We start from the raw sequence: 20,278 nt of genomic DNA on the forward strand, positions 1-20,278 counted from the left end.
CGTAAAGGAATATTTAACTAGTTCCATTTTTCATCTATTTCTTAGAAATAAATCTTTTTGGATTGATTTATAGTTATTTAAGATTGTAAAATTTTTCAGCTTATTTTTTATTTAGGGCGTTTGTAGCATGTCTTCTTCAATATCAAACACCTCAGTTTCTTCGTCGCTTCCAGAAACTTTAGGTTCTCGTTTATCTTTATTCTCAGACTTAACTCCTTTAGAGAGAGGCGAGATACCATCCCTCTGGAAAGAAAAATGTCAGAGAGTTTCTTATATCGGATTATTTTGTTTATCTCTGCTTACCATCTGTGCTGGAGTTTTAGTACTTACTTTACTTCCAACTACCCCAGCACTTTTTGGTATAACATTTATCGCTATTGGTGGTGTTTTACTAGTCACGAGTTTGTTACTGCATTTGTCAATGCAGCCGAGTAAAAAAACAACCGTACAACAAGTGAACATTCGGGATTTGCAAACACAGCTTCAAGGGTTGTTAGCGACTACCAATGCGCGTAGTTTAGCCATAAACGGTTTTGACCCTAATGGCAATCCAGAATTAATAATTCAAGAAAGAGAGACACTTTTAGCAAAATTTGATAGGGATTTACGTAGGAAGGAAGTTGCTTTATACCGTCTTTTATCTTCTAACACAGAAAACAGGTATCCTGTTTTATCTGATTTATCAGCATTCCGTGAAATGCAAGAGCGTATTAGTGATGAGCTTGAGCTTTTGTATCGTTCCTACAATCATCATATACAAGGAACGGTTGAGGCGAACCCTGATGAACGCTTACTGATCTTACATCAAGAAAGAGATTTATTAATTCAACAGCTCGCTGACACTGGAATTGAAAAATCTAATCAAACAGAGGCACTTTTAGATTTACAATCTACTTTAAATGTTCTTAATCAAAATATTCGATTATTAGAGGATCAAATTGCAGAGAACTCGAGTAGCGGTCAACAACGTGCAGGGTTGGTAAATGGTCTTCATCCTTTGCTACAGGAGCGAAATGCTTTATTAGTCCGTCTTTCTCTAATTTATGGGTCATTAACCTCTTTAGCTAAGCAAGAAGAAGAATTGACAAGCAGACGTATTGATTTAGATAAGAAAATTGAGGCGGTTGTCGAATCTAGAGCTGAGCGGACCACATTCAACAGTGAATACAGAGAAATGTTCCTGCGTTCTTCAGGAAACATAAATCAGTTAACGAATAATTTACGTGAGAAAGAAGCGACTCTTTTAGCGCTTACTCAGGAAGTGGAAGCACTACATGAGGAGGTGGAAAGATTACGAGATCGTCCTCTTGGTGGAGAATACACCCAACAGGATATCGAACGGTATCGCAATGCATTATTGGTTAAAGAACAAGTTGTCCATGAGTTGGAAGAGGAAGTTATAAAATATAGGGGGCTTCTTGATGAAGCTACTGAAGTGAATAACCGTATCACTTTGGGAATTCAAGAAAGTGAAAGACGTTCCTTAGAGTTTGCAGCTTTAGAACAAAGAGAGAGGGTGTTAAATCACCAGATACGGGGTTTAACAGATGATCTTAAAAAACACGAAGAAGAACAACAACGTCTACGACAGGAAAATGATGAGTTGCGAGAACTTGTTTTAACAACTGAGAGTAATCCTGGTTCTGATACGCAGATCGAGGCTCTTCAAAAGGAAATCCGAAGATTAACAGCGGATTTAGATGCTGTTATCAATGAGCGAATGAACATGTCTGAAGAACTTGCTATTGCACGTACAGAGTTAACGGATATGGGACTACGCTACGCTGCAATCAGAAAAGAGATATTTTCCAGAGATGAGGAAAACGCCGCTCTTAAAATGGAGGCGGAGGAATTGCGTGGTACGGTTCTTCAGAATGAGGAGAATCTCGAAAGTTTACAGCATGCTTTAACAAATGAAATGAATTTAAAACATGCCGTGGATGTCTTACGACCCGAGATTGATAGATTAGAACAAGAAAAGCTGAATCTCAATACGGGTATGTTAGAAGCTATTGAGAAAAATCGTATAAATGTAGGTCTGCTACAGCAAAATGAACAAGAAAAAGAGAGACTTATTAAAGAGCTTCAAGATTTACGATGCCGTCATGCTCAAGAGAAAGAGAGATTGCAAGAGGAGATTGCTAAATTACAACAGGAGATGCTGGAGCGTCATTTAAGTAATCTGGAAGAGACCTCGCGCTTGAGATTAGAAAATAATCAATTAGAACGTCTTCTTAGAGACGCACAGAGAATAGGTGAGGACAGTCATGAGGGAGCTTTACGGATGTTAGGTTCTCAGTTAGTTGCCTTATCTTCCAATATTAAGCAGCGAAGTAAATCTGCAATACAAAGTTTAGGAGACTTGATGGAAATGCTAGCTTTCACAGCTCCAAGATTCTTTGGAAACTTGGGTGTAGGAATCTCTTGTAGAAGCCTACGCCCCGGAGTGTATTTAGAAGCAGAACTTCCTGTTGATGCTAGTGATCAGCAAAAACGTGCTGTTATCGAACAACGTTGCTTGCGTGAGTGGTTCTTCTCTCTGTTAGGATATTTCACTCTAGAGCAAATAGAGTGTATCTCACAAAGAGCTAGGGATTTGGTCCAAGAAGCTGATGAACAAACTAGTTTAAATGAACTATTCGATCAGTTGTCGATCGAGTTCTCTGAACTTCGCGATGCATCTGCGGAACTTTCTCAATGGTTATCTACTTGCTATAGTTATGTGACCAATCTTCAGATTTTTAACAACTACTTAGAATGGTCGGGTTTCCTATTCTCCCTATTGCAGAAAATGCACAGTGGAAATGGGGGGTTATTGTATAACTTATCTGAGGAAGAACAGCAGTTCTTCAAGGTTGTGTCCAACTTTTCCGGTAGGATTCCTTTAGTTTTAGGAAGTATCGGCCACAGTGAAGGAACAACACCGGGGGCAGCAAATCCTTTAGGGGATCTCAATTTTGAAAGTGTCGGGAATATTACTTGGCATCGGTTTGTAAGAATCGTAGAGGGGCTACTAGAAGCAAGAAGTGGTCTTAATGGCCCGTTGATTTTAGAAATGAGCGATATCAGTGAGAGTGTGTTACGAACAGTCTCTTCTAACGTTTACGCTGGCATGCTAACCGGAAGATATCGACCAGCCACATGGACTTCTCCGATTGATCTATAAGTATCTGTTTTGGGGTTAGGGAAGTTTTAAAGTAAAAGTGACATGCGCGTTAGCATTTTCTACGTGAATATCACCACCGTGCAAACGCATGATCTTTAAGGATTCTGCTAGCCCCAAACCGTTCCCCTGGGCTTTTGTTGTGAAAAAAGGAATAAATAGCTTATCAAAAATCTCCTGAGGGAGCTGGCCCGGGTTGGTTACCGAAATGTCTCCTGATGTGTGTAATGTCAACGTCATAGGAGATTCCGTGGCTTCTGCAGCATTTTTTACAAGATTCCATACTACGCTATTCATTCTATCAGGATCTATAGAACGGACTATAGAGGCCGAGGTTTCACGTTCGAATTTACAAAAGGGGAATGTGATCGATAGTAGAGGGATGAGTGAAGAGAAAAATTCTTGTAGGTCTATAGCCTTGAGATTTAGCGGTTGTGATTTCGTGTATTCCAGCATGGATGAAACTAGTGTGTTAAGGGAACGAGTTCCATCAATGATAGAGGATAACATGCGTTGATGACGTGGAGAGGGGAGTTCTTCTTTTAATAGGGAGGCAAATCCAGCAATACCACTCAGAGGATTACGAATTTCATGCGCTAAGGTTGCCGTCATTTTCCCTAACTCTGCAATATTTTTATATCTTTCGATAACATTTTCTAATTGTTTATATTCAGAACGATCTCGAATTAATAAGAAGAGGAAACCATTTAAAGAATTTTTTCTTACGAATATCTCTACATCGCGATCCTGATCGTTTTTTGATAAGGTTAGGCGTAGAGTTTTTGGTGAAGGAAGAGATGAGAGAGCTTCATTTAGGGAAAATCCAAAGAAGGTTTCTGGGAAAAAATCTGTGAAGGGTCTGTGTAGTATTTCGAGTTCGTCAGGAATACCGAGAATTTCTCGAGCTTGTGAATTGCAAATGAGGATATTGCCTACTTCTGAGATGAGGATAATTCCATCGGGAATTGCTGTGAGAATTGTGTCTGCTTCTTTATACGATTGTGTGATGCGAGATTTGATCTCCATCAGCTCCTGTGTCGAAGAATATGACTTACAATCGTTGTTGCTCATAAATCCCTAACTCTTTTTTTCTCTGTAGATAATTGAGTTTATCCGTATCAAGGATTCTTGTGATGATTCCTCGAATGTCGGAGAGCTCATCTTGAATATCTTGGGGAAGTACTGAAGTAAAACTATGCCGAAATTCCTTAATTTCGTTATCAACCTTGTCTATACAAGATAGGAGTGTTTTTTTCTGCTGCAATACTTTTTCAAGTTCTATGGGAGTGAGCGAAGTCTCGGTTTCTGTAAGATCAAGAATAGCTAAGAAAAATCCTTTCTTTTTTTTTAGGAGGAGTAGGAGAGCTTGTTCTTTCATAGGAAGCAACCGGTTCGGCATATAGCTTTTCTTAAAAAAAACTACTAACGAATTTATTAGCAACCTGAAAAAACTAAGAAAAAAACTTATGCCGGCGATTGGACTCGAACCAACACCTTATTGCTAAGAGTAGATTTTGAGTCTACCGCGTCTACCATTCCGCCACGCCGGCACAAAGTGAGACTACACTGTACGTTTTCTTTTCTAATAAGCGCAAGGGAAATCTCTTAAGTTAGGGGAGATGGAGGGACTTCTATAGGCCTTGTTGTTTCTAGATCATACAACATTTCTATGGATAAGTAGTTCCCTGTATCCTTTGGTATTAGGGTAATGAGGAATTCCTCATTCCCGACGGTGGTCTTCGTAGTAGTGAAATCTATAAAGCAGGGATAGATGTATTTTTTTTTATAAAGAGGACTTAAGATAGAGCTGAGTGTCTCCAGACGGATATCTTTCTCTGTAAACAAAAGAGAGGCATCCCCAGAGAGATGCTTGGTAGATAGAGATCCCCCGGAAGCTGTTAAAAAACGGAAATGTTTATGACAACAGAATCCTTCCACTATAGATAGTGGGTACTGTTTGTGTAGTAGACGCGTAATGTCGATGATTCTTGGGTGTATAGAAAATTTTTTACACAAACTATGATTTAATCCATCACAGTCATAGAGAGTTCCCTGTTCTGTTTCCTTAGCACTTAAGGAGCCGTGGCAATGAAATGAGTAAGCGGTAATTACCGATTGTTGTGGAGTCGGCCAGTGGTATTTCGGTGGGGGGGTGGCTTTTATTTCTGGGTATATAATGACAGAGTGCCCCTGTTGTGATGTAATTCTTCCTGCGCGTATGTGTCTATGTGATGTTTCTGTTGCAGTAGAACACGCACAGATTAGAGGAAATAACAATAATCCAAAACTTATATTAATAAGAATCCTAAGCATGGGGTAGAATTCCGCGTAGTTGTTTTAAGAAAGTAAAGCCTAACTTCTAAACTTATTTAACTATGTTTTAGATTTGTTGTATGTAGTTAGTGAAAAATACAAGGTGATATTAGTTAAGGTAGCCATGAATATCCATGATTATCAGGTGTTCTTTTTTGATTTTGATGGTTTGGTCATTGATACCGAACCTTTATACTACCGAGCATTTTTAACAGCGTGTAGAGAACGTGGACTAGATACCTCTATGGATTTCTCTACATATTATTTATTTTCAATGTTAGGAAGAGAAGTTTTCAAACAGAAGTTTTTGGAGCTTTTCCCTGATACCGAGTCTTTTTTTCCACAGTGTTTTTATGATCGCGAACGTATCTATAAGGAGTTAATACAAACTGAAGTTCCTCCCCTACTTCCTGGTGTGGAAGATTTTTTACAGTTCCTATTAGCTGAGAATAAAACTATCGGAGTAGTGACAAATTCTTCACATGTGGTGACGCAGCGTTTTTGTGAGGTTATACCAATTCTTAATCAGTTTCAATTTTGGGTAACACGAGAAGACTATGACCGGCCTAAGCCGTATCCTGACAGCTATCAATATGCCTATCAGGCTTTTGTTCAAGAAGGAGAAAAGGTTGTGGGTTTTGAAGATAGTGTGAAAGGCTTGCGAGCCCTTTCAGGTATTCCAGCAACGCTGATCGCTGTGAATGCTATTATGCCATTATCTCGAGACAGTCACAAAGATTTCTATAATAAGGATTTTTATTATTTTTCTTCTTTTAAAGAGTTGATGTTACACTCTGGAGTACAGAACCAATTATAGGGTTTAGGGTAACATACGTGGTATAAAGATAGGGCGTGGCTAGGAGCTGCTGGCGGCCCTTTTCTACGATTTTTCTGTATTAATATCTCTTGAATGTATTCAGGAGGATATTTTCCCCTGCTAATATCTAATAGAGATCCAACAATATTTCTTACCATTTTATACAAAAATCCGCTGCCTTTACAGATGATGGTTACTGTCTCTCCATTATCTACAATATCTAAGTTGAATAACGTTCTTATAGTTGAGGTATAGTCACGTCCGTGATTTGCAAAAGACGCGAAATCCTGAGTCCCTAGTAGGTACTTAGCCCCCTCTTGCATAAGATCTGTTTTTAGATTATGTCGTGGATAATAGGAAAAATAACGTTCCCAGGGGAGGGGCTTTGGAGATCTTGTTAGTAAATAGCGGTATTCTTTAGCGATAGCTGAAAATCGCGAGTGGAATTTATCGTCTCCAAGAACAACGTCGCGAATAACTATATCTTTGGGCAAAATAGCATTAAGCATTTTTTTAATGCCTGAAGCTTGTGAAAATAGTGGGTGGTCAGGTTGTGAAAAATGAGCAACTTGACCAAAGGCATGGACTCCTGCGTCGGTACGACCAGAAGAAGTCACAATAATACGCTTCCCTGCCACCTTTGTTAAGGAATTCTCTATAACTTCTTGTACGGAGAGATCATTAAGTTGTCTTTGCCACCCAGCATAGGCAGTTCCCTGGTAGGCTAAGAGTATAACGATTTGTGTCATAACAAAGCATGAGCTAAGGTTAGGTCTTCTGGATAAGTAACTTTTATCTGTGGATGTTTATTGAATACTAAAGCAACAGGCAAGTTAAGAAGTTCCACAGCTTGTGTATCATCAACTAGAGTAATTCTCTCTTTATTAGCCAGTTCAAGGCCTTCTAAGAGTATTTGTGTCTTGATGCATTGAGGTGTATGGACAATGGATAACGCATCTCGGTCTAAAGTTTTTACAGGATTACGTTGTTTGATGGTATATGGAACGCTAGAGACTAACGTTGCGGCTCCCGTTTGATGTGCTGTTGTGATAAGTTCTGTAACTTCATCGGGATAGATAAAAGGTCGTACACCGTCATGAACTAAAACCCAAGGATGCGAGACTTGTTGTAGTCCGGAAAATACAGAATCTTGACGACGTGTCCCTGATCTGGCGAATTTTACGGGATAACCTTCAAAAATACTTTCGTAGTTTACATCGCAAACAACAATAATTTCTGAGATTTCGGGGATACGCAATGCCATTTTTAATGCATGGAGGATGAGAGGTTCCCCTTGAAAAGGCAGGTATTGCTTGGGTTGATTTGCTCCAAACCGTTCTCCCTTACCCCCACTAAGTAAAATCAAAGAACATTTAGGATCCATATATACACCGTACACAACAAATTTCAGGAGGAGAGCAAAAGCGTAACCTTTTAAACCCTCCAAGACCACGATTTACATATAGTTGTTTTTTTTCTTCTGAAAAGAAGAAGTGGCCCCGAGCTAGATCAGGATTTTCTAATCCAGAAGTTTTATTTATAATCTTATTAGCGAACTTCGGCCACGGGATAGAAATTTGTGGTCCATGAGTATGGCCAGAGAATATAATATCACCAGGATAATCTAATAGTTGGTACACAGTATCAGGATTATGAGAGAGAATAATGCCAGGCAAGGTTGGATTATAGTTGAAAAACGCTTTTTCTGGTTCAAATTGTTTAGCAAACAGATCTCCTAATCCCACTATGTTTAACATATCGGGAATTTGGAGACTTTCATTATGTAGTAGGCGAATAGGAGTATTTTTTAGTAAATGTAAAAGTTCTGTATTAGGTTCTTGCTGTTCAAGACTCGGGGCGTATTCATAGCTTCTAGAACCAAAAAGCCCTTGGCTTATTGAAACGAAAGCTCTTTTTAACGGTTGGCTATTTTTCATCGAAATCATATCTATTTTCCCTTGGCTATTGCGGGAGATGTATGATTGGTAGTCGTGATTTCCAAGCACAGCAAATGTCCCTAAAGGGGCATGTAAAGTATTTAAAAAAGCTTCTAGTCGCGGGCGGTCTTCGATTTGTGCTCGGCAAAGAAAATCTCCAGAAAACAAGAGAATGTCAGGAGAAAAATTGGCCAGTTTTAAAGAAACCTTTTTAAGAAATTTTTTTGGAACGAATTTATGAAAGTGTAAATCAGAAATTTGAGCTATGCGCAATCCATGAAGATGAGAGTACTTTTTAGGCAGCTTCCAAGTTAACCAGGATGTTTGTAGACAATTCGGCTCTATAAAATTTGCCCATGAAAAGGCAGCTAGAGGAACCCCAACAGCTAAGGATAAAGAAGCTAAGACCACAGCAACACTATAAATACATTTTCTCCTCGTCCTAGAGGACGAGGATCCTGAAAGAGAGCCAACTCTTGACTTTATTTTATGATATGAGAGGAGAGAGCTTTTGTCATTTGGAACATATCGATAGGGTTTTTAGAACCGAAGACTTTAGCTAGGGCTTCGTCGGGAAGAATATTTCTTTTATTCTTGGGGTCTTGTAGATTACGTTGTTTGATATAGTCCCATACTTTTTTTACAATTTCAGTGCGGGGCATGGGGCCCTTGCCAACGATAGCTGCTAAATCGGAGGTGATATTGACAGGGTTCATAAAAGCAGAGTTTTTGTTTTTTTGACTCATCGGTTACTCCTAGTAAAGGTGGTACGAAGAGACACAAGCTCTTCATCGCAACTTTTTTATCTTTCAGGAAGGTTTCTCGTCAAAACAAAAAAACAGAATTCACTCCTCTACAACTCGTTATTAAGGCTTTAGATGCCAATCTGGAGTGGGTTAAGGGAAAGTAAGGAATAAGAAGTAACCAAGAAAGAAATTTTAGAAAAATTCTAGGCGGTAGGACACGTTGACTTTATTGTTTTTGCTTCTCTAGAATTCTAATATTAAGCCTTTTTGAGAGTAGTGTAATGTATGAAAGTTTAGATAAACGGTTAGAAGGCCTGTTGACCGGGTTGGCATTAGCCGGGAGGTCTCTTTGACCTTGAAGGTAAGAGACAAGAGCTTTCCATTTTAGAAGAACAGACCTTAAAAGAAGACTTTTGGCAAGACGTCACGAGTGCTGGGAAAGTCTCGGAACGCATCGCGTCGTTGAAACGACAGATTACCCATTATGAAGAGTTCAAAGTCAGAGTTGATAATTTAGCGTTTTTCTTAAATGATGACGATGTTTCTTCGGATCCTGAACTTCGAGAAGATTTAGAAAAAGAATTCGCTATTTGTGAGAACATCCTTTCAGAGTGGGAAACTCAGCGTTTGCTTTCTGGAGAAGTCGATAAGAATCCTTGTTTCTTAACAATTAATGCTGGTGCTGGTGGTACAGAATCCTGTGATTGGGTAGAAATGCTTTTTAGGATGTATTGTCGTTGGGCTGCACAACATCAGTGGAAAGTAGAAGTTATAGATCGTCAAGAAGGTGATGTCGCCGGGAGTAAGCACGTTACTGTAAAGTTTTCCGGAGACTATGCTTACGGCTATACTAAGGCTGAGCGAGGTGTTCATAGACTTGTGCGTATTTCTCCTTTTGATAGTAATGCTAAACGTCACACAAGTTTCGCTTCGGTAGATGTGTATCCTGAGATTGATGATGAGATAGAGATAGACATCCGTCCGAATGATTTGCGCATAGACACCTTCCGATCTTCAGGGGCTGGGGGACAACATGTTAACGTTACGGATTCTGCGGTAAGAATTACTCATATACCGACAGGAATCATTGTTTCTTGTCAGCGTGAACGTAGTCAAATTCAGAACCGCGAGAGTTGTATGAAGATGCTACGGGCGAGAATATATCAACAAATTCTTCAAGAACGCTTAGAAAAGCAGCTTCTTGATAGAAAAAATAAAAAAGAAATTGCTTGGGGTTCGCAAATTCGTAATTATGTCTTTCAGCCTTATACTCTGGTCAAGGATGTACGCACAGGACATGAGACTGGTAATGTTCAGGCTATGATGGACGGAGAATTGCTAGACGATTTCATCAAAGCGTATTTAGCAGAGTATGGAGAAATCTCATGACAGAGAACAAAGACACAGGAGTCCCTGGATTAGATATACGTTATACACTTCCTAGTGATGCTGTGTACATGCGACAATGGTTAAATGATCCTAAGATACTTCGAGGGTTCCCCTTAAAGACGGAAGAAGAAATTCATGATAGCGTAAACTTTTGGGTAGGTTTTTATCGTTATCATAGCAGCTTGACTGCTGTGTATGAGGGCAAAGTTGCTGGAGTAGCTACTCTTATTTTAAACCCTTATATTAAAGTATCTCATCATGCATTGGTTTCTATTATTGTTGGTGAACCTTATCGGAATAAAGGTGTAGGAACTGCGTTATTGAATAATCTTTGTCACTTAGCAAAGACACGTTTTCACTTAGAGATCCTTTACTTAGAGGTGTATGAAGAAAACCCGGCTATAGCATTGTACAAACGTTTTGGTTTTATTGAGGTGGGAAGACAAAAGCATTTTTATAAAGATGAGATAGGGTATCTTGCAAAAATTATCATGGAAAAACAACTTTAGGTGGTTTTGCTAGAATATATTAGCAAGTCCTAGTGTTGCATGTCGTTTCAGAAAATTCGTAAACTTCTTAAAAATTTTTTTCGAGCACGTCTTATCTCTAAATCTTGTTCCATGAATCCGTCAAAAATAGTCCGTCCTCAGCTTATAAGATCTTCTATTCCTGTCGATTACACTCCAGGGAAAGTGTATAATTTAGAGAAAATATACCAAGATTTAAATTTGAGATTATTTGAAGGTTTTTTGAATTTAAAAATCGGGTGGTTTGGTCGTGAACGGTCAGGTAGTGCGCTTAGGGCGGTTTTAGGATCTTATCATGAGGAAGAAAAACTGATACGCATACACCGTTCTTTAGATAGTGATGATATTCCGTTATTTTTTATGGAATATATTATTTACCATGAAATGGTCCATAGCGTAGTTCCTCTTGAGTATTCTCCTTCTGGAAGAACGATTTTTCATGGGAAGAAATTTAAAGAATGCGAGAAGCGTTTTCCGTTATATGAAAGTGCCATAGCGTGGGAAAAAGCAAATATTTACGTATTGTTGCAAGGATATAAATCAAGAATAGGTAAGAAAGATGGCAGGACATAGTAAGTGGGCAAATACAAAATATCGTAAAGAACGAGCTGATCATAAGAGGGGAAAAATCTTTTCCCGAACGATAAAAGAGTTAATGGCAGCTGTGAAAATGGGTGGTCCTGATCCTAAAACAAACGCGCGTTTACGTATGGTCATACAAAAAGCGAAAGATCAAAATATCCCCAATGAAAATATTGAAAGAAACCTGAAGAAAGCAACTTCTGCAGATCAGAAGAATTTTGAAAATGTGACTTATGAGCTTTATGGTCATGGAGGTGTGGGGATTATCGTGGAAGCTATGACGGATAATAAAAATCGCACTGCCTCTGATATGCGTATAGCTGTGAATAAGCGAGGAGGATCTCTGGTTGAACCAGGCAGTGTTCTTTATAACTTTGTTCGTAAGGGAGCATGTTACGTTCCTAAGAGTTCAATAGATGAGGCTGTATTACTATCTTATGTAATTGATGTAGGAGCTGAAGATCTTGATAATGATGATGATGAGCATTCCCTTGTACTCTGTGACCCTGTAGAATTAGCCTCTGTAAAAGAGAAGTTAATTGCATTAGGTGTGTCATGCTCTGAGGAAAAGCTGATTTATGTTCCTTTACGTCTCGTAGATTGCGATGAACAAGACGGTGAAGCAAATCTTGCTTTGATTGAATGGTTAGAGAAGATTGATGATGTTGATGAGGTATACCATAACATGGCCTAAGGCTTTTCTATATTAGAGAAAAGCCTTAGGTGTCTATAGTCTACGAGCGTCGTTGAGGTGGTGGGGGAGGAGATCCCGTAGCTTTAGATAACGTTTTGGATAACTGTGTGGTCAGGTTTCTTGCCGCATCAGCTAGCTGTTTCCCTTGCGTAGATTCAGTATCGGCGCTGTCAAGAGCTTTTTGTAGTAGTCGTGATCCCTGTTCGAACATCTGAAGTTTTTTAGCAACATTACCTAACGCTTGTGTGACGTTCCCAGCTGCTTCGAGAATGCCTGAAGGAGCTTCTCTTCTTGTCAAAGCTGCTGTTTGTCTAGATCCTGTTACAGGAGTCGACGAGGCTACCTGTTGTTGTGGAGCTGGGGTGGATACTTGCCTGCCCGCCGAGGGAGTCGCAGTTTCTAATAAGTTAGATAAACTACTTGCTACATCTCGAGCAGCACCATGGAGATCGGGAGCTTCTCGAGGAGCGGCTGTCTCGGCTGTTTGCGCTTCCGAAAGTACGGAAATTGTTGCAGATTGTTGTTGGACAGGTCTGCTTGTAATTACCGTAGCTTGGGCAGGCACTGGTGCAACAATACCACCGGATCCTGTCCGCTCTTGGAAGGCTTTAATAAGGTTCCCTACGTTTGTTTTTTGAGGGGTAATTAGGTTCCCTTGGGGATCAAACGATTCATCCAGATGGGCTCGTAGCTGAGGTAATAAATGTTCTAAGCCTCCGGGGCCATCTCCAGATGTAGCTCCCATTAAATTATTTGTGCGTGATCCAGTCTCTGTTCTGGAGTTATTACCAACGATCTTTCCATTTTCGTCTACATTCACTCGTTTTGCAAAGAATATTCCTTCAGGTTGAGTAGGCTTTGGAGTTTTGCCTGCTTCAATGTCTCGAATTACCCCCCCTAGATTTTGATTTACAACAATTGCCTCTCCTTTACTGCCCTCGGGATAAACAACATCCAAGTGCTCACGGACACGACCCAAGATATTTCCTAATTCGCCACCTTCATTATCATTAGATTCTCGTCTTTGGACTACTCCGCCCCCACCACCTTGGTTATTATTTAACAATACTGTAGGTTTGTAGGTACCATTTTCCGATGTTCTGACAACAGTACCCAAATCTTGGTTCCCTTGGTGATGTGCGCCATTTTGATCATAGACTGTATCTAAATGTTGACGAACATTTTGCAGAACTTGCTGCAAGCTTTCTTTTGGCATTCCTGTAATATTAACACCCCCTTGAGTTGGTGGTGGTGGTCCAGGAGGTCCAGGAGGTACAGGAGGAGCTGGTTCCAAGTTATCAACGCCACTGCCTTCATCAAAGAAGTGAATACTAGGCTCTTCTTGAGTGCCGGTACTTTCTGTTTCTACATCGTCAAGGTTTGCATCGTCTACATTTTGGTCATTATTAATACCATTTCCAGAGGTGTCTGTAGGTTGCGTAGTTGTTGAGTTGACGGTAGTCGTTGTTGTTCCACCAGTTACGTTTACACTAGTACTGATGCCTCCCAAGTTAACGTTGATAACAGGTTGAGCATAAGGAATAGGTTGTGGTTGCTGTTGAGTGGGGGAGGGAGTTTCTCGAGAGAATAAAGTGCCCTCGTTTGGTCTTTGTACGTTATTCCAGTTAATTCCTTTCAGACCACCAACATCACCCCAGATGGCTCCAGAATCACATTTAGTTCCTCGACGCCATACAGAAGGTGTATAATTGCCACTCGATTCTTTGGCATTCCATGGGCCGTAGAGAACAGTGGTTTTAAATTTCATGCTCATAAGCAGGTGATTATAATTACCGGTTTCTCCGGTTTGTCCTGCTATGCGTGGTTGGATGTTGTTTGTCCAATCTGCTTGCATAGTTTCGTAGCCTACGCAAAACTTTGCGATACACATTTCTAGATCTTTAACGTCTGTAATCGGCTCCTTTGTTTTTCCATTAGTTACAGCTATGGATTCTGCAGTACTCCAATCACCGTTTCTTACGAAAATAAAACTTCCGCGAGACTCGTCCATGTAGACGATGTGATTAGCTTTTGTCTGTAATTTCGCCTGTACAGAAGGGGTGGATAGGAACCTGATAATAGAGGCTTTGTCAGTAGGATCATATTTAGGTAGCTCCATGCTCGGCAGACCACCAGGACCATCAGGTCTTTCCGCACCGTCGGCAGCTTCTGTCCCTCGAAGCCCTGCTAAGTCTCCTAAGTCCAAATCTCCTGAAGCGCTTGCGAGATCTTCTGTACTACTAATGTCTCCTGAGTTTTGCGATGAGGGTGTGCTTGAAATATCAGATAAGGCGTCACTATCACTACTGGATGTACTGTCGCTTCTAGATCTTCCAAGTCCAAGAATCTGAGACCCTAATACATTTGCTGCTGTAGCAGTTGTCCCAACGCTTCCTGTAGATGGGGATGTTGTTGATATACTTCTTTCAGTTGTAAAAACTACCGCTCCTGAGTCGGACTCTGCTTGAGATACGGCTTGCTCTGCTGCTGTGTTAACAGTCTGCGATGTTGTTTCCGCAGCTTCAGTCCCTGTAGTAGAGACAACATGTCCCCCGAAGGTTGTTGAAGTCGTTACTACAGGAGTTGTGGTCGTAGTAGTTGCGACATTCGTTATAGACTGATTATTAATTGGACTCGACATGATTTAACAACTAAATAAAAAAACTCTATTTTAATTAGATTGTAAAACAAATTATTTATTAATATCTCTAGTTTTATTTAAATAATTAAACCAACTTTTGTTTTAATAATTTTAACTATTGTGAATTAGAGAGATTTGTTAAAAAAATGAAAAGTTTGCGTGGAAAAATAACTTTGGGTGGAGTTAACGTTTCTTTAAGATGAAGCGAAAGCGATAATGAGGAGTAAGAAATGACAGCAGCTGAAGTTTTTGGTGGTTGTGTGTTAGAAGGTTCTGTGCGGGTATCTGGGGCAAAAAACTCTACAACCAAGTTACTTGTTGCGTCATTATTATCGGATCGCAAATGCGTTTTACGTAATGTCCCTGATATAGGAGATGTACGTTTAACTGTTGAATTGTGCCGTTCTTTAGGTTCTATAGTACATTGGGATAAACAAGCAGAAGTCATAGAAATTCATACGCCTGAGATTCATATGTCCGAAGTGTCCGCACAGTTTTCTCGGGTAAATCGTATTCCTATTTTATTATTAGGAGCTCTACTAGCTCGTTGTCCGGAAGGTGTTATGGTCCCCTGTGTTGGGGGAGATGCTATAGGGGAAAGGACTCTAAATTTTCATTTTGACGGTTTAGAACGGCTAGGAGCAAAGGTTGTCTATGATGGTCGTGGATATCAAGCTGCTGCCCCTAAAGGTCTTATCGGGGCTTATATTACTCTTCCTTACCCTTCCGTAGGAGCTACTGAGAATTTGATATTAGCTTCTGTCCGTGCTCAAGGCAGAACGATCATCAAGAACGCTGCTTTAGAAGTAGAAATCTTGGATCTTATTTTGTTTTTACAAAAAGCAGGAGTGGAGATTACTACAGATAATGATAGGACTATAGAAATTTTTGGTTGTGATGATTTTTATGATGTAGATCATTGGGTGATCCCCGATAAGATAGAAGTTGCTTCGTTTGGTATGGCTGCCGTGCTTACTGGGGGACGCATTTTTGTAGAAAATGCCGAGCAATATCTGATGATTCCTTTTCTTAAAGCCTTACGGTCTATAGGAGGAGGGTTTTCAGTGACAGAAACAGGAATCGAATTCTTTTATAACGAACCATTAAAAGGTGGTGTTGTATTAGAAACGGACGTACATCCTGGATTTCTTACAGATTGGCAACAACCTTTTTCAGTTCTTCTCTCTCAGGCAGAAGGATCTTCTGTGATTCATGAAACTGTGCATGAGAATCGGCTAGGGTATTTACACGGTTTACAGCAAATGGGGGCTAATTGCGAGCTGTTCTACCAGTGTTTAAGCTCAAAGGCTTGTCGTTATGCAACTGGCAATTTCCCCCATAGTGCTGTCATTCACGGAGTGACACCGCTGAAAGCTTCTCAACTTGTTATTCCCGATTTGCGTGCGGGATTTGCCTATATTATGGCAGCCCTCATTGCAGAGGGTGGCCCATCTTTAATAAAAAACACCCAGTTGTTAGATCGGGGATATTACAATTGGGTGGACAAACTTAATTCTTTGGGAGCAAAGATTCACTTGTTGTCCTTGGATCCAGTAGCTTTCTAAACTTACAATCTATCTAAAGTTTGTAACCCTAATAGATGCATACCCGTAGCTAGGGTCTTTTCAACAAGAGCACAAAGATAGAGACGTTCTTTTTGATGAGGAGATCCTTCAATATGGCAGTCTCTGAAAAAAGCATGAAACTTGTTTGTAAGCATATAAAGGTAGTCAGTTAGGAAGTGAGGGCAGAGCTCTTTAAGAGTGATATCAATAGCTTCTGGGAAGCGTAATAATGCTAAAGCTAACGCCTCTTCAGCAGGTTCTCGAATATTTGCCGTAGACTCTAAGCTAAGTTTTTCAATGCCTAACCGCCGTTTTATTCCTTGGATACGTACATAACCATAAAGAATAAACATTGCCGTATTTCCTTCAAAACGAAGCATCTTCTCAAAAGAGAAAATATAGTCGCTTACACGATGAGAGGAAAGATCAGCGTATTTGATAGCATTAATACCGAGAACAGGAGCTCGTTCCGTAATTTCTGCATCAGACATCTCCGGACGGTGCTTTTTTAAAGTAGCCACAGCTTGATCTATAGCAATGTCTAACAATTCCTGGAGTTTAATATTTTCTCCAGAACGAGTTTTGAATTTTTTCCCTTCGGAATCAAGAACAAGGCCAAAACCTACATGAGAGAAGACTTCTTTATTAGGAAGGTATCCAGCAGCTAATGCCGTAGCCTCAAGAAGTTGAAAATGTAAAGACTGTCCCATGTCGGTAACAATAATAATTTTATCCGCATGGTCTTTCTCTACACGATAACGCATAGCGGCTAAATCGGTAGTGGCGTAATTGTAGCCGCCATCACTTTTTTGTACTATTAGAGGGATAGAAAAACCTTCATGAAAAACACATTTGGCATTATCGGAAACTGTGATGAGATTTTTCTTTTCTAAGTCTTTGATAATCTCAGGAAGAAAAGGATTATAGAAAGATTCCCCGCGTTTCTCTATGTTAATGTCTAAAACATTGTAAATCTTTTGAAAAGCTCGTTCAGAAATTTCGCAAATGCGTTCCCAAAGTTTTAGTGCTTTGGGGTCTCCTGATTGCAAAGCAACAACATTTGTTTGTGATCGTTTCTTAAATTCTGCATCTTCAGCAAAACGAGCGTGTGCTTTTTTGTATAGAATTGTTAGATCTTCAAGATTTTCGATATCCTCAGAGGATTCTTCCTGAAGATAAGTAATTAGCATGCCAAACGCTGTTCCCCAATCACCAATGTGATTCAATCTTAAAACGTCATTACCAACAAAAGTAAATATGCGAGCTAAACAATCACCGATAATTGTAGAACGTAGATGGCCTACGTGCATGTCCTTAGCAATGTTTGGAGAAGAAAAGTCTATAACAACTTTTTTAGGATCTTTAACACGAAATCCTAAAGATAGGTCTTGAGAATATGACTGTAAACTTAGGTTTAGAAATTCTTTTGAAAATGTGAAGTTAATAAATCCAGCACCAGCAATTTCGATAGAGGAGAAACTATTTTTGGAGATGTGATTAACTATGGATTCAGCAATGGTTCTAGGAGGTATTTTTAATGTGCGGGCAAGTTTCATCGCATCATTACATTGGTAATGGCCGAAAATCTCTTTTGTTGATTGTGTGATGTCAGGAGAGATAGTTTCTATTTGAGGGAATGCCGATAGAATCGCTTCTCGACATAAAGAGGATAAATAGGAAAGAAGAGTCATTTAAGGAACCTCTCCAATACAACCATTTTCATACCAAGTTTTTAGCTCTGCTATTTTGCTCATGATCCTATCTGTGGCTATTTGGTAAGCTTCTTTAGAACTTATGGCTTTATTATTAATCAAATCGTCAAAAATTAGTGGCGTGCCAAAAACACAGGTCACGGTTTTCCAAACTTTAGGAAATTTTCGATAACGATTGAAAATATCATAGGTCCCGCCAATATATACAGGAATAACGGGAACGCGAGCTTTGATTGCTATTAAACCAACACCAACTTTTCCAGGAAGTAGCTCTCCCGTTGGGCTCCGCTCCCCTTCGGGATAAATAATGAGCTTTTTTTTCTTTTTAAAAAGTTCGAAAGCAGCTTTAAAAGCTGCAGAATTTCCTCCCCCTTTTTTGACAGGGTAGGACCCCCATTCTCGGTGCAACCACCCAGTAAACCGATTACTAAATAATGTAGAACGCGCTAGGTGATGCAAACACCCACGAACAGATAATTGCAAAGCTATGGGATCCAAATAAGAACTGTGGTTTGCAGCAATAATAGCGGCTCCTTTAACAAGATTCTTTTTTACTCCATAAACTTTATGTCTATAGAGTAGGGTAAAGACAACTCGAGTAAGAAATTTACAAACTGTAAATATCATGGCAACTTCGGGGAAATTAAAGCTAAAATTTTCTCTAGAACTTGGCTTATTGTCAAATCTGAAGAATCTAAAACAACAGCTCCTTCCGGAATAACTAGAGGATCGAGAGTACGTTGGCTATCTGTTTCATCACGTTTTACTAGTTGAGCATATAAAGCCTCTTTTGAAAGAGAATTATTGGGAAGATCTTTTAATCTTCGCGAAGCGCGCACTTCAGCACTCGCAGTGAGAAAGATCTTTACATCAGCATTAGGGAATACCTTAGAACCCATGTCTCTTCCTTCGAAAACACAATTACCTAATTCTGCATATTTTCTTTGTAGTTTGTGCATGAAAAAACGTACTTCAGGAAGTTGAGACAATTTTGAAGCAGCATTTGCAACTTCTTGAGTCCCTAGCTCTACAGATAGAAGATTTCCCTCTAAAAAAGCTTCCAAGGGTTGCCCGGAAACAAATGAAAAAGAAAATGGTGGGTTGTCAATAAGTTCTTGAATCGAGAGGTGTTGCCAAGGTTCACACAAGTGTGTGTAGGCCAGGGTGCGATACATCGCCCCTGTATTGCAGTAGTTGAAGTTTAAGTCTTTTGCAAGAGCCTTTGCTATTGTGCTTTTCCCTGTTCCTGAGGGGCCATCTATTGTAATAATCATCTGAGAAACATAGATTTTTGCGTAATCAAAAGTAGAATATACACAATAGGTGTAGAAAGTAGAAGAGAATCTAAAGTATCTAAAGTGCCTCCTACTGCTTTTAATTGGTTGCTATTTTTAATTTTAGCATCACGTTTAAAAATAGATTCTATAATATCGCCAAAAAATCCGCTAATTCCAAGAATCACACCCAAAGCAATCAAGATACTGGGCATAGTGATAAAAGCAGAAAACCGAGCAGGAATTTGTAAGAAGAATGCTATACTAATTAAAGTCGCTCCAAGACATCCAGAGACGAAACCGACAATAGTCTTGTGAGGACTGATTTCAGGAGTAATTTTCTTTTGACCAAATGCTTTTCCGAAGAAATATCCGAAGATATCAGCTCCTTTTGTTGTGGCAATGAGGAAACTTGCCCACCAGACCCCTAAAAAGGGTTCCTTAGTATGAATGAATCCATACAGTATATACAAGAACAGACGTATAGGAATACCAACGTATAGCATAGAAAATAAGGTGATTCCTGAGGTTTCTAAGGGCCCACAGGTATTTTTTCTTGATCTAAAGACGTTAATGACGATCCAAACAAATAGGAAACACCAGGGGAGTGTTGAAACAAATTCAGGAAGTACATGATGCCAGCGAATAGCAATAAAGCTGGTTAAAACAAAAATAAAAGATCCAATAGCACTATATAAACGGAATGCATAATGCATCTTTACTTTAGCCATAGTCCCGTATTCATACGTCCCTACAGCACCACAAAGCGCAGAGATAAACCCTAAAGCGAACGATGTCACAGGGAATAGAGAACTATAAAGAAGCAGTACTAAGAAAGTAAGAACCAACGAATGTACAACAACTCGTTGAAAAAGATCTCCATAAAAGGGAGTTTTGAACTTATTCAGTTTCAACATG

The 20,278-nt window shown here is 39.6% G+C and carries 19 protein-coding genes and 1 tRNA gene; 7 read left to right on the top strand and 13 right to left on the bottom strand.

What is annotated here, in order from left to right; translation table 11 throughout:
- Positions 1-127: 127 nt before the first annotated feature.
- Positions 128-3,166, top strand: coding sequence for a hypothetical protein (locus E1N70_RS02805; RefSeq protein ID WP_131744032.1), 3,039 nt, complete (start codon positions 128-130; stop codon positions 3,164-3,166).
- 15 nt (positions 3,167-3,181) lie between these two features.
- Here the strand turns inward: E1N70_RS02805 and E1N70_RS02810 are convergent, their stop codons facing one another.
- The 4 genes from E1N70_RS02810 to E1N70_RS02825 form a co-directional block, all read right to left on the bottom strand.
- Positions 3,182-4,189, bottom strand: a complete 1,008-nt coding sequence (locus E1N70_RS02810) for a two-component system sensor histidine kinase NtrB (RefSeq protein WP_208638303.1) — start codon at positions 4,187-4,189, stop codon at positions 3,182-3,184.
- A gap of 25 nt (positions 4,190-4,214) precedes the next feature.
- The gene (locus E1N70_RS02815) at positions 4,215-4,541 is read right to left on the bottom strand and encodes a hypothetical protein (RefSeq protein WP_208638304.1); all 327 of its coding nucleotides are present in this window, start codon (positions 4,539-4,541) and stop codon (positions 4,215-4,217) included.
- 89 nt (positions 4,542-4,630) lie between these two features.
- Positions 4,631-4,713, bottom strand: a tRNA-Leu gene (locus E1N70_RS02820).
- 55 nt (positions 4,714-4,768) lie between these two features.
- Positions 4,769-5,476 (bottom strand): hypothetical protein, encoded by a 708-nt coding sequence (locus E1N70_RS02825; RefSeq protein ID WP_208638293.1) that lies wholly within the window; start codon positions 5,474-5,476, stop codon positions 4,769-4,771.
- Between the two features lie 124 nt (positions 5,477-5,600).
- On the opposite strand from E1N70_RS02825, the gene E1N70_RS02830 reads away from it, so the two are divergent.
- The gene (locus E1N70_RS02830; RefSeq protein ID WP_131744035.1) at positions 5,601-6,293 is read left to right on the top strand and encodes an HAD family hydrolase; all 693 of its coding nucleotides are present in this window, start codon (positions 5,601-5,603) and stop codon (positions 6,291-6,293) included.
- Here E1N70_RS02830 and truA read toward each other — a convergent pair.
- From truA to E1N70_RS02850, 4 genes are all read right to left on the bottom strand, one after another.
- Complete coding sequence (truA, locus tag E1N70_RS02835; protein ID WP_131744036.1) at positions 6,236-7,042, bottom strand: tRNA pseudouridine(38-40) synthase TruA; 807 nt, start codon at positions 7,040-7,042, stop codon at positions 6,236-6,238. The two genes, E1N70_RS02830 and truA, sit on opposite strands and share 58 nt — an antisense overlap.
- Positions 7,039-7,677, bottom strand: a complete 639-nt coding sequence (gene ispD / locus E1N70_RS02840) for a 2-C-methyl-D-erythritol 4-phosphate cytidylyltransferase (protein WP_165478211.1) — start codon at positions 7,675-7,677, stop codon at positions 7,039-7,041. Before ispD ends, truA begins: the two co-directional genes overlap by 4 nt.
- Positions 7,667-8,641 (bottom strand): UDP-2,3-diacylglucosamine diphosphatase LpxG, encoded by a 975-nt coding sequence (lpxG, locus tag E1N70_RS02845; RefSeq protein WP_131744038.1) that lies wholly within the window; start codon positions 8,639-8,641, stop codon positions 7,667-7,669. The genes ispD and lpxG overlap by 11 nt, the downstream gene beginning before the upstream one ends.
- A 71-nt stretch (positions 8,642-8,712) precedes the next feature.
- On the bottom strand, positions 8,713-8,976 hold the full coding sequence (locus E1N70_RS02850) for an SWIB/MDM2 domain-containing protein (protein ID WP_131744039.1): 264 nt from the start codon (positions 8,974-8,976) through the stop codon (positions 8,713-8,715).
- Positions 8,977-9,257: 281 nt separating this feature from the next.
- Between E1N70_RS02850 and prfB the strand changes: the two genes are divergently transcribed.
- The 4 genes from prfB (at position 9,258) to E1N70_RS02870 (ending at position 12,168) form a co-directional block, all read left to right on the top strand.
- A protein-coding gene (gene prfB, locus E1N70_RS02855; RefSeq protein ID WP_165478212.1) for a peptide chain release factor 2 occupies positions 9,258-10,365 on the top strand; the annotation gives its coding sequence in 2 pieces (ribosomal slippage) (positions 9,258-9,326 and positions 9,328-10,365; 1,107 coding nt in all).
- The gene (locus E1N70_RS02860; RefSeq protein WP_131744041.1) at positions 10,362-10,874 is read left to right on the top strand and encodes a GNAT family N-acetyltransferase; all 513 of its coding nucleotides are present in this window, start codon (positions 10,362-10,364) and stop codon (positions 10,872-10,874) included. The genes prfB and E1N70_RS02860 overlap by 4 nt, the downstream gene beginning before the upstream one ends.
- Positions 10,875-10,913: 39 nt before the next feature.
- Complete coding sequence (locus E1N70_RS02865) at positions 10,914-11,465, top strand: M48 family metallopeptidase (protein ID WP_131744042.1); 552 nt, start codon at positions 10,914-10,916, stop codon at positions 11,463-11,465.
- A complete protein-coding gene (locus E1N70_RS02870) occupies positions 11,452-12,168 on the top strand; it encodes a YebC/PmpR family DNA-binding transcriptional regulator (protein ID WP_131744043.1) in 717 nt (238 codons plus the stop codon). The genes E1N70_RS02865 and E1N70_RS02870 overlap by 14 nt, the downstream gene beginning before the upstream one ends.
- A 40-nt stretch (positions 12,169-12,208) precedes the next feature.
- Here the strand turns inward: E1N70_RS02870 and tarP are convergent, their stop codons facing one another.
- Positions 12,209-14,809, bottom strand: a complete 2,601-nt coding sequence (gene tarP / locus E1N70_RS02875) for a type III secretion system actin-recruiting effector Tarp (RefSeq protein ID WP_131744044.1) — start codon at positions 14,807-14,809, stop codon at positions 12,209-12,211.
- A 230-nt stretch (positions 14,810-15,039) separates the two neighbouring features.
- Here tarP and murA point away from each other — a divergent pair, with 230 nt between their 5' ends.
- On the top strand, positions 15,040-16,374 hold the full coding sequence (gene murA / locus E1N70_RS02880; protein ID WP_131744045.1) for a UDP-N-acetylglucosamine 1-carboxyvinyltransferase: 1,335 nt from the start codon (positions 15,040-15,042) through the stop codon (positions 16,372-16,374).
- 2 nt (positions 16,375-16,376) lie between these two features.
- On the opposite strand, the gene argS is transcribed toward murA, so the two are convergent.
- The 4 genes from argS to E1N70_RS02900 are packed head-to-tail and all read right to left on the bottom strand — an operon-like array spanning position 16,377 to position 20,277.
- Entirely contained in the window at positions 16,377-18,065 is a 1,689-nt protein-coding gene (argS, locus tag E1N70_RS02885; protein ID WP_131744046.1) for an arginine--tRNA ligase, read from the bottom strand.
- Positions 18,066-18,713, bottom strand: a complete 648-nt coding sequence (locus tag E1N70_RS02890) for a lysophospholipid acyltransferase family protein (RefSeq protein WP_131744047.1) — start codon at positions 18,711-18,713, stop codon at positions 18,066-18,068. It abuts the gene before it with no gap.
- The gene (gene cmk, locus E1N70_RS02895; protein WP_131744048.1) at positions 18,710-19,360 is read right to left on the bottom strand and encodes a (d)CMP kinase; all 651 of its coding nucleotides are present in this window, start codon (positions 19,358-19,360) and stop codon (positions 18,710-18,712) included. The genes E1N70_RS02890 and cmk overlap by 4 nt, the downstream gene beginning before the upstream one ends.
- Positions 19,357-20,277, bottom strand: a complete 921-nt coding sequence (locus E1N70_RS02900; RefSeq protein ID WP_131744049.1) for a phosphatidate cytidylyltransferase — start codon at positions 20,275-20,277, stop codon at positions 19,357-19,359. Before E1N70_RS02900 ends, cmk begins: the two co-directional genes overlap by 4 nt.
- Between the last annotated feature and the right edge of the window lies 1 nt (position 20,278).

Origin of the sequence: Chlamydia buteonis (assembly GCF_900634605.1) — a bacterium.
GTDB classification, from domain to species: Bacteria; Chlamydiota; Chlamydiia; order Chlamydiales; family Chlamydiaceae; genus Chlamydia; species Chlamydia buteonis.